The sequence below is a fragment of the Photobacterium sp. DA100 genome (assembly GCF_029223585.1).
GTDB lineage: Bacteria > Pseudomonadota > Gammaproteobacteria > Enterobacterales > Vibrionaceae > Photobacterium.
Window position 1 is genome coordinate 1,270,755 of the sequence record NZ_CP119423.1, and the last position, 11,754, is coordinate 1,282,508.

An 11,754-nucleotide genomic window follows, 5' to 3' on the forward strand; every position below is an offset into this window, starting at 1 on the left:
CCCCGTTCTTCTTTGCAAGAAAATTACAACAAAAATCATCGATCTACTGATGTTTTGTGCGTCAAATCCCATTAAAACTGTATAAATTTCACCTAAAAACGTAATTAAATTATAAATTCACTATGCAAGTGTACTCCTATGTGAAATCGATCACAGATGGTAGGGGTGGGGTTGTCATAGCATTGCTCCCCGATGGAAATCGGTCAAATGTGATGATCAGGGCCTGATTTGGTGATGTAAACATAGAAAAATCCTGTTTTCACCGCCAATAGTTAAGGAACATACTAATATTCCCAAGTTACCTCTGATTCTCGTTTTCGGGGGTTGCTGGTGGATGAACATAATAATGATCATCTGTTTTGTCCGAATGTTGTAAATCTGCTGCAGTTTCAATGTGTTTTGCAGCAGGCAGTATCGGGGAACACTCAATGGAAAAGCCACGCCTTACGTTTTGGCAGATATGGAATATGAGCTTCGGCTTTATGGGGATTCAATTTGGCTTCGGTCTGCAAAATGCCAATGTAAGCCGAATTTTTGAAACTCTGGGAGCAAGCATTGATCAAATCCCTATTCTTTGGATCGCAGCTCCTCTAACGGGCCTGTTGGTCCAGCCCATCATCGGTTACTTCAGTGACCGTACCTGGACGGTACTTGGCCGTCGTCGCCCTTATTTTCTCTGTGGCGCCATTGCCTCCTCACTCGCGCTGATTATCATGCCGTATTCTCCGTACCTGTGGGTGGCAGCCGGTATGCTGTGGATTTTGGATGCGTCTATCAATATCTCGATGGAACCTTTTCGCGCCTTGGTGGCCGACAACTTGCCGTCTGAGCAGCGGACCCAAGGGTTTGCGGTGCAGACCTTCTTTATCGGCGTCGGCTCGGTGGTGGCATCGGCGATGCCATATTTGCTGAGCAATGTCTTCGATGTCGCCAATACCGCACCGGCAGGCGAAGTGCCGCCATCGGTGAAGATTTCCTTCTTGTGCGGGGCCGTGGTATTTGTGGCTTCTATTCTCTGGACGGTGCTCCGTACCAAGGAATATTCACCGCAACAGCTGGCGGCTTTTCACAACACCGCGCCGCAGCAGGAAGAAGAGAAGGCCAGCTTGAAAGCGATTTGGGTTGATATCAAGGCGATGCCAAAGACGATGATGCAGTTGGCGGTGGTGCAGTTTTTCTCTTGGTTCGCTCTATTTGCTATGTGGATTTACACCACGTCGGCAGTCACCTCGCAAATTTTCGGCACCACGGATACCAGCTCGGCGCTGTATAACGAAGGGGCTGACTGGGTAGGCTTATGTTTTGCCGCATATAACGGTATCTCGGCGCTGGCGGCCTTTGCTCTTCCTTGGTTGGCGCAGCGCACCAGCCGCAAGTTTGTCCATAGCTTCTCGTTGATCATCGGCGGCTTGAGCCTGGCATCGATTTCCCTGATCCATAACCCAGCCATGCTGATGGTCAATATGGTGGGTATTGGCCTGGCCTGGGCGAGCATCCTGTGCATGCCTTATGCCATTCTGGCTGGTGCCCTGCCCGTGAACAAGATGGGATTTTACATGGGGGTCTTCAATTTCTTTATCGTATTGCCTCAAATTCTGGCGGCGGGGATTTTGGGCTTCTTTACCCGGTGGGCATTCGACGGCAATACCATGATGGCCATTGTCCTTGGCGGCGCCTCAATGATCTTTGCTGGCCTTGTGGTATGTATCGTAAAAGACGAAGATGAGCCAAATAAGGTTGAGTCAAATGAGACCGACAAGGTATCAACGTCACAGGCCGTGACCGTTTAACTATCGGCAATGCCGATTGAGATAAAGGCCAGCCCAGGCTGGCCTATCTTCGCTATGGCTGAGTAATCCACCCATAGCCATCACTTAGCTAAACTTCGCTGGCCGCTTTTCTAGAAAGGCACTGACGGCCTCTTTGGCTTCGTCGCTTCTGATCCGTTGTATCAACTCAATGTTTTCGTCTTCAATGGTTCTTAGCAGGCGCGTTTTTTCCTGTTGGCCAATCATACGTTTGCTGATCTGCATCGCTTTTGGGGGCAGCTGGCTGAGTTGCTCGGCGCACTGGAAGGCCGCGTCGTCAGGGCTCTGGCTGATCTGATTGACAAAGCCTAGCGTAAGCGCCTCATCGGCGGTCATTGTTGCTCCGAGCAACAGCATTTCTTTGGCTTTTCTCGGGCCGACCAATTTTGCCAATTCAGTACTTGAGGCCATTTCCGGGCAAAGTCCCAAGTGTACAAACGGGGTTTTGAATACCGCGCTGGGTGAGCAGTACACAACATCGACAAACTGCAGCATCGTCGTACCAATACCAATGGCGGGGCCGGACACCGCAGCCACAACCGGGGTATCGCACTCGACCAAGGATTTCATAAAGCGTTCGCCATGAAAGTCAGCCATGCCCTGTGAGATGGCGACAAAATCTTGCATGTCATTACCGCCACAAAAAATCTCCGGCAGTCCACGCAATACAATCACCCGTGTCTCCGGTGACTGGTTGGCGTGGATGAGGGTATCGGCCAGGGTGTGGTACATGGCTTGGTTGAGGGCATTTTTGGCCGCTGGGCGGGTGAGTTGGATATCAAGAACCGGGCCATTGTGGGTAATGCGGATGTCCATGTCAGCTTTCCTTAAGTGGTAGGATGAGTTGTTTTGCCTATTAATCATGGACAAGGCAGGACCATAAGACAATTAAATCTCGGCGGGCAAGATCCCCAAATAGGGTACGCGTTATATGGCGATAGGCCTTTGAAAGGCAGGATGAGGGTGTTGGCGGTCTATTGGCATTAGCGATGCTATTGTATTGCCGGAGGAAGATATTGAAGCACTTAAAAAATTATAAGTGTGATTAGATTGTGTTCAGCCATGGCTGACCCACCCAAAGCGGCGTGTCAGCATTTATCGCTCGTAAAGGGCGAGCAACTAAAGGAAAAAGGTATCGAGATACAATTGCTCGACTTCTTTTCTTGCCCATTCGGTGCGGCGCAGGAATTTCAGGCTCGACTTGATACTCGGGTCATTGTTGAAACAGCGGACTTTGACAATTTGCCCCAGCTCTTCCCAACCGTAGTGGTCGACGAGTTCTTCGAGGATCCTTTGCAGGGTAAGGCCGTGTAATGGGTTGTTGGGTTGGTGATCCATAGTGTGTTTCTTTGTGCGATCTTCTTAATTCGGTCTGGGTGGCACTATACCAGCTTGGATTGTCTAATTAAATCTCCATATTTGTTAGACTAGACATAACTGCGCAGCAGGCCATGTTGGTAAGGCTGCATTAACTTTAGGAAATACTGTGCTCAATAACGATATTTTACGACGTCTTCGCTATACCTTTGATTTCAGCGATTCTGAGATGATGGGTATTTTTGCCGCTGCTGAGCATGAGGTTAGTCGTGAGCAGATCAGTGATTGGCTGAAGAGAGAAGAGGAGCCGGCTTTCAAGAAGTGTACGGATCGCGAGTTGGCGATTTTTCTCAATGGCCTGATCAATGTTAAGCGTGGCAAAAGGGAGGGACCACAACCAGAACCTGAGTCGCGCTTGACCAACAATATGATTTTCATGAAATTGCGTATTGCGCTGAATTATAAAGCGGAAGATATTCTGGAGATTATGGAAAGTGTCGATTTTCGAATGAGCCAGCATGAGCTAAGCGCATTTTTCAGAAAGCCCGACAACAAGCATTACCGCGAGTGTAAAGATCAGATCCTGCGTAATTTCCTATTAGGGATGCAGTATAAAATCCGCCCTTGATTGGCGGCTATTGTTGCGCTGAAATGTTCAGTCAAACAATAAACAAGGGCTGCCAATGGCAGCCCTTGTTGTTTTGAGCGGTTTAACCTGCGCTTTCGTCCAGGCTAATGTCACCTTCATGTTGGTTGAGCAGCATCTTCTGGATGTTGAAACCGCACAGCATCAGGATCAGGCACCAGTTCAGGAATGGCAATGTGCCTTTTACCATACTCTCGGCCAACTGGGCCGGTTTCCATTGAAAAGTTTCACACAGGCCGTCGATCGTGATGCCGGTAAAGGTGTTGTCGCCGATGACACGCTTGAACTCTTTTTCCGTCGGCATTTCAAACTGGGTTTTGTTCTTGAAGGCTGTCGGCTTGAAGGCGCGCATGACCTTGCGTGCGTCGACGTCTATCGGCTGGCCGTTGTTCTGGATGTTCGGCCGGCCTGCCAGTGCAGTCAGGAAGCACCAGCAAGGGTAGGGAATATCGGAGATATTTTCCGGTTCACGCTTGTAGCGTGACATCCAGTCAGAGAGTTTCTTTTCTTGTAGACCTGTTAAACGGGCGAGGGTAGCGGCATCGTAACCATACTCTTTGAGTAGGTTGATAATTTCAGCAACTTCGGCAACGAAGGGCTTGGCCCATTGGTTGGCCGGGGCTAGGGTAACATCTCTGATCATGCTGGACTCATTGGCATTTATAGGGTTGCTTGAGAGGCTCAAGCGCATAGCCATAAGCTTATTCGAAGCCAGTGGGGAAGTCTATTTAGCAGCAGCAACCTGTTACCTTTGGCGCAACAGTTGTATTAAATATCGCCAGCTAGTTGGGTGATGCTGCTGGACGGGAGTTGTTTTTCCGCAGGCGGCGACAAAGGAGTAAGGGCAAATAGAGCATAAGATTGAGCCCCAGAGCCACCACAATACAGAAGGCAATGCTTTCAACATCTATGGGAAGCCCCGGCTTGAAATGGACCAGGACACGTTTGAGCTCATCGAGCCTCACCGGGTTAAACATAAATAGTGCTTTATCGAGCAAATGGCCGTTCGAGAGTGTTTCCATCGCTTGCTCTAGCATGTGGTGTTGCCGCAGGATCTCAAGCTTGTGTTCGGCATCGACCCGAACAATGGGGTTCGGTTCTTGCAGCAGCGCATCAATCATGCTCTCGGCACTGTCAAAGCCATGCCGGCGTGCGTTGGCCGTGTAAGCGTCGACTTGCTGTGTGTTGGCATCAAAAAAACCGGACAGGTACTGCAGATAATGGTCTGCCAGCATGGGGATCTGCAGGGTTGCAATCAACAGCCCACCGAAAATCAGCCTATCTACTAACCGTTTTATCATCTTGCCTCCTTGCTGCTGGTCCGCTGACTATAAACACACTTCCGGTGTGAAGGAAAGCAGCCAAGCCACTGAATTTTAGTTATATAGCAAGTTAACGTGCATTGCCATCGGTGGATGTTCTGGTCGTGTCAAAAAAGAGGGGGCGTAGAGGTTATGAAATGAGAGTTACAGGGATTTGGACAACCGAATTAGGTGGGGTACAAACAAACAGGACGAGCATGGGCTCGTCCTGTGAGGTAGATTGACCTATGTTGGAATAGGTTTAGCTTCTAACGCTGAATTAGAAGTTTGCTGAGCGTGGCGTACGTGGGAATGGGATCACGTCACGAACGTTAGCCATACCCGTTACGTAAGAAACCAGACGCTCGAAGCCTAGACCGAAGCCAGCGTGCGGTACTGTACCGTAGCGGCGCAGGTCACGGTACCAGCCCATGTGCTCAGGGTCGATACCCATCTCAACCATGCGCCCGTCCAGGATGTCCAGACGCTCTTCACGCTGAGAACCACCGATGATTTCACCGATACCCGGTGCTAGAACGTCCATCGCAGCAACAGTCTTGCCGTCGTCGTTCATACGCATGTAGAACGCTTTGATGTCTTTCGGGTAGTTCTTCACGATAACCGGAGCTTTGAAGTGCTCTTCTGCCAGGTAGCGCTCGTGCTCAGAGGACATATCGATGCCCCACTCAACGTCGAACTCGAACTTGCGGCCAGAGTCTTTCAGGATCTGAATTGCGTCGGTGTAGTCAACCTGGGCAAAGTCTGAATCTACAAACTGCTCTAGGCGAGAGATTGCGTCTTTGTTGATGCGCTGAGCGAAGAACTCAAGATCATCACGGCGCTCTTCAAGTACCGCTTTGAACACGAACTTCAGCATGTCTTCAGCAAGCTTGGCAACATCGTCCAGATCGGCGAATGCCACTTCAGGCTCAACCATCCAGAATTCTGCAAGGTGACGGCTGGTGTTAGAGTTTTCAGCACGGAACGTCGGGCCGAAAGTGTAAACCTTGCTTAGGGCACAAGCGTATGCTTCTGCGTTTAGCTGGCCAGATACGGTCAGGAATGTTTCCTTGCCGAAGAAGTCTTCGTTGAAGTCAACATCGCCCTGTTCGGTACGAGGCAGGTTAGCCATGTCCAGCGTCGATACGCGGAACATTTCACCGGCACCTTCACAGTCAGAGGCTGTGATCAGCGGTGCAGACATCCAGAAGTAACCCTGCTCGTGGTAGAAACGGTGGATAGCTTGAGAAAGGCAGTTACGAACACGTGCTACTGCACCGATGACGTTGGTGCGCGGACGAAGGTGTGCCACTTCACGAAGGTATTCGATAGAGTGACGGGTTTTCGCCATAGGGTACGTGTCAGCATCTTCAACCCAGCCAACCACTTTAACGTCAGTGGCTGCTAGCTCGAAATCCTGACCTTTCGCTGGTGATTCAACAATCTTACCGGTGACCTCAACAGAGCAACCAGTGGTCAGTTTAAGTACTTCTTCCTGGTAATTATTTAACTCATTAGGGACCACGGCCTGAATCGGGTCGAAACAAGAGCCGTCATAAATGGCAAGGAAAGAGATTCCAGCTTTGGAATCACGACGTGAACGGATCCAGCCGCGAACAGTGACTTCACTGTCAACCGCTAGCTTACCGCTAAGTACGTCTGTTACAGGCGCGTAAGTCATGTGTAAATTATTCTCCGTTAAGGCACTTTATTTGTGTACTGTCGGGTATTCTACCCTAAGACACAGTCCAAGGAACCCATATTACCTGTCTTACGTTTAGCATCAAGCCTTGTTATTGCCTGAAAGGGTAAATTGATGCAGTAATCGCTCTAATTGTTCTGCCAAGTGCTCAAGATTTACGCTAATTTCTTTCGAAGCTTGGGCATGGGTAGCCGTATCGGCGGCATGTTGGCTGATCGTGTCGATTTTTGACCGGATACCGTCGGCCAATGAAGCTTGGCTGGCACTCTGCTGCTGAATATCGACTGCATGGGTATTGACTACCTGGATCTGATCGCCCATCGCTGCCAATGCGGCTGATAACTCTTGGATGGTATCGACCTTGGAATAGGCGGTTTGGCAGGTGGTATCGATAGCCTCGGCAGACGCTTCGCAGTCGCTGTGCAGGGCTTCGATGATTGTCTGGATATCGCCGGTCGCCTGGTAGGTTCGGGTGGCGAGACTACGGACTTCATCGGCCACGACGGCAAAGCCACGGCCTTGCTCACCGGCCCTGGCCGCTTCGATGGCGGCGTTGAGTGCCAGCAAGTTGGTTTGCTCGGCAATGTTGCGGATCACATCAAGGATACTGCCCACCTGCAGACTCTGCTGGTTGAGGTGGTCAATCTTCAGTTTGACGTTCTCGATGTCCTTGACCAGTTGCTGGATACTCTCGCCGGCTTCAGAAGCGAGTTGGGTGCCAGCACTGGCCGACTCGGCTGCATGCTGGCTCAAGGCTGCCGATTCGGTGGTGCGCTGCTCGGTGTCATGCTGCTGGTGCTGCATGGTATCGATGGCACTGAACATGTCGTCGGTTTCGACCCGTTGGCTGTCGGCTGCCCGATTGGTCTGGGAGGAGACCGAAATCAAGTGGTTGGCCTGTTCGCTGAGCGATACCGACGTATGCTGTACTTGCTCCAGGCTTGTGGAGAAATTGTCCAGCATTTGATCATAGCTGTTGCAGAGTTCTCCGATTTCATCTTGCCGGTTGTCATTGAGCCGCTGACTGAGATCTTTATTCTTGCTGGTGGTTCGCATGTAGTCTGAGAGACGCTTGAGCGGGTTGACGATGATCCGGCGGATCATGAATAGAGTAAAGAGGAAGCCGGTTGCGGCGATGGCGGCCATAATGCTTCCTGCCGAAAGCAACTGCTGGTTAATACGCTGGTACAGGGGGGCTAAATCGTACTCCAGCCGCACAACACCGAGCACCTCATTTTCCGGTACGATATGACATTGTAAACAGTTAGTTCCCCGGTAGTCGGCTCTGGCCTTCATCGGCAGCGCCACCAAGAGTTTGCTGCCACGCTCGGTGGTTATGGTCTCGGCAATGGTTTCTCCGGCCAGCGCGCGTTGGTCGAAGTGGTCAACGGCAGCCTGGTTGTCTAGCCCGGGGCCGAAAAACTGAGTAATGCCAGGGCCCCGGATCACCCTGACATTCTCAATTCCACTGTGGGAGAGAACCTTCTGGCGCAGGGTTTCCTTTTGCGACATAGTCCCGGTCAGCATCATCATATTTAAGCTATCAAAGTAGTTGCCGGCTTTATCCAGCGTTTGTTCGCTGATCACCGACTCCAGCAACTTCTTTTGCTGTCCTGCTTCATAAATAAGGCTGGTTACCAAGACGATAGTGAAAACTGAAAATAGGGTAAGCAGCAGTTTGTTGGCGATTGTAAGACGCATCTTCCATGATCTCTTATTTTTATTGTGGATATTGTAATGTGTTTGAAATGTTAATAGACGGTTGGTTGTGGTGGGTGTGATGCCGAGCAACTATTCTGTTTGAGAATATTACCTGAATGTGATCTGTGTGTGGTCTAGGGCTTTGTTATTGCATGGTATTTAATCTTGTTGCTGCTGATTGGCGACAAAGAGGCCAAACGGGGCTTGGCCTTATGGTGTTAATTTAATGTTGGGCCGAATGCTCTTTAGCAGTCATGCCATAATAGACTTTGTCATCGAAGCCTTGCTCGAGTTTATAATAGTCTTTCTGACGTCCTTCAAGTTGATAGCCGCATTTCTCCAGCTTTTTATAACAGTAAAAGCCCGTTTTCCCGGGCTGTTACTGTTATAGATGGATCTCTAAGGTGCTTGTTCTTCCGTGACATCGAAGGCACAGACTTCACCATCATTGAGTATTGTTCCGGCTGGTGGCCCTGCGGGCTCCTCTTCCGCCGGAGGTGTTTCCCCTTCTGGTGGCGGTGTCTCACCAGAAGGTGGCGTCTCTTCTTGAACCGGTGGTGGCGGTTCAGTCGGAACCACATTGGGTACTGAGCTGGCGTCAATCAAGGTGACGATGTCGCTCCAGATCTCGCCTTCATCGCTGCCGTAGTTCAAAGATTCATCCGTTTGCCAGCGCCCCTGGTGGTTGAAGGCTTTGATGGCCAGTTTCAAACCATCGGTATCGGTGATTTGGATCCGCTCATTCATCGGGTACGACTCGTCAACTGACTCGTAATACAGCGTGCCATCATCTTCAATCTTCCAGCGGATATCGAAGTTGAAACCGCAACCGCTTTTGTCGATATAACTGCCGAGGAAGTACTCACCTTGGAAGGTGTCGCTGAGCTTCAGGTAGCGCTCTTGGCCTTCCTCATTGTCGCTGGCGAAAGTTAGGGCTTTATCATCGCGGTTATCGCCACTCTGTCCCACTAACAGCGCTTCGGTGAAGATCGGGTTGCGGCCAAACCAGATCTGTTTGCAGAGCTGGACCTGGTTGTTGTAGTTGGCGAGGCTTTCTTTGACAACCGGGGTTGCCGTGGTTTGATCCCAGCCAGAATCACCATCAAGGCAAGCGGCCAGGGTGCCCGGTAAATACTCGCGGGCCATCAGGTTGGTGATTTGAGCTTGCTGTCCCTGCTGGCTGAAGACCTTTATCGCCAGCAGATTTTGCTGGTATTCATAACTGGTCAACGCCCAGAAATCGAATTCATCTTCAATGTTGGTGTTGCCGAACAGCTTCAGGTAGCCCTCTTCAGTGAAGGACCATGCACGGGAGCTTGTTTCCTTGAGGGTATTGCGATAGTGATCCCAACTGTTGTCACTGCGGAGGATGTGAGCGGAAATTTCGCCCTCTTCACTGATCTGAACCAAGGTCTTGTCGGTAAGATCACTGACTGACTGGGTAGTGAAACGCTCGTCACCGCCACACTCGGTCACAGCATTAAGGAACAGCCCTTCATTGGCGAGGCTGGTATTGCCAAAGACACATTCTCCAAAGGGCGGCAAGTTGTCCCGTGTTGCCGCGGCAAAAATCTGCGCCTTGGCATCATTATCAAAGCCTGAATAATGGAACTCAGCCCGCTCGAGCAATACCTCGCCGATATTAACGAAACCCCGGTCCTCGATGAGGAAGAGATTGCGGCCATTGAACGCGTAGTCGTCGGCAAGTTGCTTGATGACGTCCGGTACATCGAACCGGATCACCGGTTTGCCCGATACCGTGGTCGGTGCCCATACCCCGGTGTCCTGGATTGTCCACTCGTTGGCTGCAATGCGGCTCCAGTAGCGGACAGTGAAGAAATCATCACCGATGAACTCGGCGACAATATTGTCGCTAAGTTTGAATCCGTTGACCTGGTCAATAGTGATACCCACGTTGAACAATGGCGTCTTGATATCGTCAAGCGAAGTAAACCCGGCGTCAGGAGCAAGGTATGGATAGGCTCGGCAGGTGTCCTTATCATTGGTGTTGTCGCAAAGCAGGTAGGTTTCATTTTCTGGCCGCCAGGTGAAGTAGAAGCCTGAGGCACCGTCACTGAATGTCATGTCGTCTTCAATATAACGGGTGAGGTAATGGTTCTGCTTACTCGAAAGGAAGTCATGCATTTTTTTACCCGATAGGGCGTAAACTTTGGCTTCTAGGGTAACGCCTCTCTCCGCATCGGTATTGAGTGCGGCATCGGTTAGCAAAGCACTGCGGTCAGTTGAAAATTGTACTTTAAGATAATTAAACAGACCGACCCAGCCTTGGTTTGTAAGCACTTGCGAGCGGATGTCGTCGGAGCCAAAGCTGGTAGAGTTACTGAAGTAGGTGAAAACTTCCGTCAGGGTGATATCTTCACTGCCGCTTTTATCCCAGCTGAACTCACTGATTGTGGTTTCGTTGCCGTCATACGATGTCGTGTCGGCAAAAATCGCCTTGCCTTGGTTGCCCTCTGACGCACTGATTTCCCAATAACCGTCATTGAGGATGGCCAGCACATTGGCGGCGACAGCCGACTGTTCGGTAAAGAACCGCTCAAGCCGGCCTTCGGTCATGGTCTGAACGATGGTCAGGCTCATCAGATCTTTGAGCGTTAGTCCTTGAATACCGATTTTCGGGAAAAGGGTATCACGGATATCGATGGCGATCTTGTTGATGTCTTCTAGGGCGAGAGCAACCGCCCCCTGTGCCCCGGATTCGAAAACGTCAGTGAAGACGCCCCAGCTTTCATCGGCGACAACACGCTGGGCAAGGGCATAGAAGGTGAGCGATGACTCAAGAGAAATGGCTAGGCGCTCAGCGGCCAGCGGTGTCATAAGCAAACCGGTGGGCAGGCTCTCGCCCAGGGTGTACTCGGGAACTCCGTCCAGATCAACCAGCAAGACGGCATTGATCCGCGCCCGGGTGCCCGCATCTAGGACATAGTTGCCATCTCCTTTGGCCTCAAGCCGGGTGATATCGATAGATTCAAAAATTTTCCCTTTGTCGTCCAGCCAGACAGCCGCGAAATTCTGTTCGGTAAGATGTTTAACTGCATTGGCATAGGCTGGGCTGATCAAAGAGAAACCTTGATTGGCGGCAAGAACCATACCGTCGGGTGCATCGACAGAAACCGTGAAGGTGGTTGAAACGGGCACGGGCGTGCCTGCAACGGGCTCGGCGGGCTTACCGCTGTCTCCACAGGCAGCAAGCAGCAGGCTACTGATAGCCAGCAGGGTATATCCCAGGTAACTGCGCATAATAATTTCCCCAATAGG

The 11,754-nt window shown here is 50.9% G+C and carries 9 protein-coding genes and 1 pseudogene; 2 read left to right on the forward strand and 8 right to left on the reverse strand.

Going from position 1 to position 11,754, the window contains the following annotated elements; all coding sequences use genetic code 11:
- Positions 1 to 428: 428 nt before the first annotated feature.
- A complete protein-coding gene (locus PTW35_RS06195; protein ID WP_281026957.1) occupies positions 429 to 1,790 on the forward strand; it encodes an MFS transporter in 1,362 nt (453 codons plus the stop codon).
- Between the two features lie 84 nt (positions 1,791 to 1,874).
- Here the strand turns inward: PTW35_RS06195 and PTW35_RS06200 are convergent, their stop codons facing one another.
- On the reverse strand, positions 1,875 to 2,624 hold the full coding sequence (locus tag PTW35_RS06200; protein WP_281026958.1) for an enoyl-CoA hydratase-related protein: 750 nt from the start codon (positions 2,622 to 2,624) through the stop codon (positions 1,875 to 1,877).
- A gap of 303 nt (positions 2,625 to 2,927) precedes the next feature.
- Complete coding sequence (locus tag PTW35_RS06205; RefSeq protein WP_039464239.1) at positions 2,928 to 3,146, reverse strand: VF530 family protein; 219 nt, start codon at positions 3,144 to 3,146, stop codon at positions 2,928 to 2,930.
- A 148-nt stretch (positions 3,147 to 3,294) separates the two neighbouring features.
- Between PTW35_RS06205 and PTW35_RS06210 the strand changes: the two genes are divergently transcribed.
- Positions 3,295 to 3,753, forward strand: coding sequence for a DUF1456 family protein (locus PTW35_RS06210; protein ID WP_044624420.1), 459 nt, complete (start codon positions 3,295 to 3,297; stop codon positions 3,751 to 3,753).
- 82 nt (positions 3,754 to 3,835) lie between these two features.
- Here PTW35_RS06210 and PTW35_RS06215 read toward each other — a convergent pair whose 3' ends face one another.
- The 6 genes and pseudogenes from PTW35_RS06215 to PTW35_RS06240 form a co-directional block, all read right to left on the reverse strand.
- Positions 3,836 to 4,414, reverse strand: a complete 579-nt coding sequence (locus tag PTW35_RS06215; RefSeq protein WP_044624421.1) for a hypothetical protein — start codon at positions 4,412 to 4,414, stop codon at positions 3,836 to 3,838.
- Between the two features lie 139 nt (positions 4,415 to 4,553).
- Positions 4,554 to 5,072: a DUF2937 family protein gene (locus PTW35_RS06220; protein WP_281026959.1), complete on the reverse strand. Its 519-nt coding sequence runs from the start codon at positions 5,070 to 5,072 to the stop codon at positions 4,554 to 4,556.
- A 280-nt stretch (positions 5,073 to 5,352) separates the two neighbouring features.
- Positions 5,353 to 6,753 (reverse strand): asparagine--tRNA ligase, encoded by a 1,401-nt coding sequence (gene asnS, locus PTW35_RS06225; protein WP_281026960.1) that lies wholly within the window; start codon positions 6,751 to 6,753, stop codon positions 5,353 to 5,355.
- A 102-nt stretch (positions 6,754 to 6,855) separates the two neighbouring features.
- The gene (locus tag PTW35_RS06230; RefSeq protein WP_281026961.1) at positions 6,856 to 8,475 is read right to left on the reverse strand and encodes a methyl-accepting chemotaxis protein; all 1,620 of its coding nucleotides are present in this window, start codon (positions 8,473 to 8,475) and stop codon (positions 6,856 to 6,858) included.
- Between the two features lie 223 nt (positions 8,476 to 8,698).
- Positions 8,699 to 8,827, reverse strand: a pseudogene (locus tag PTW35_RS06235) (N-acetyltransferase); the annotation flags it as partial.
- A 47-nt stretch (positions 8,828 to 8,874) separates the two neighbouring features.
- Positions 8,875 to 11,736 carry a hydrogenase expression protein HypA gene (locus PTW35_RS06240; protein ID WP_281026962.1) on the reverse strand — a complete coding sequence of 954 codons (2,862 nt, stop codon included), beginning with the start codon at positions 11,734 to 11,736 and terminating at the stop codon, positions 8,875 to 8,877.
- Positions 11,737 to 11,754 lie beyond the last annotated feature (18 nt).

Excerpts from the sequence above, each read along its gene's own strand:
- PTW35_RS06195 (WP_281026957.1), top strand. The coding sequence starts at position 429 with ATGGAAAAGCCACGCCTTACGTTTTGGCAGATATGGAATATGAGCTTC.
- PTW35_RS06205 (WP_039464239.1), bottom strand. The coding sequence starts at position 3,146 with ATGGATCACCAACCCAACAACCCATTACACGGCCTTACCCTGCAAAGG.
- PTW35_RS06220 (WP_281026959.1), bottom strand. The coding sequence starts at position 5,072 with ATGATAAAACGGTTAGTAGATAGGCTGATTTTCGGTGGGCTGTTGATT.
- PTW35_RS06230 (WP_281026961.1), bottom strand. The coding sequence starts at position 8,475 with ATGCGTCTTACAATCGCCAACAAACTGCTGCTTACCCTATTTTCAGTT.
- PTW35_RS06200 (WP_281026958.1), bottom strand. The coding sequence starts at position 2,624 with ATGGACATCCGCATTACCCACAATGGCCCGGTTCTTGATATCCAACTC.
- PTW35_RS06215 (WP_044624421.1), bottom strand. The coding sequence starts at position 4,414 with ATGATCAGAGATGTTACCCTAGCCCCGGCCAACCAATGGGCCAAGCCC.
- PTW35_RS06240 (WP_281026962.1), bottom strand. The coding sequence starts at position 11,736 with ATGCGCAGTTACCTGGGATATACCCTGCTGGCTATCAGTAGCCTGCTG.
- asnS (WP_281026960.1), bottom strand. The coding sequence starts at position 6,753 with ATGACTTACGCGCCTGTAACAGACGTACTTAGCGGTAAGCTAGCGGTT.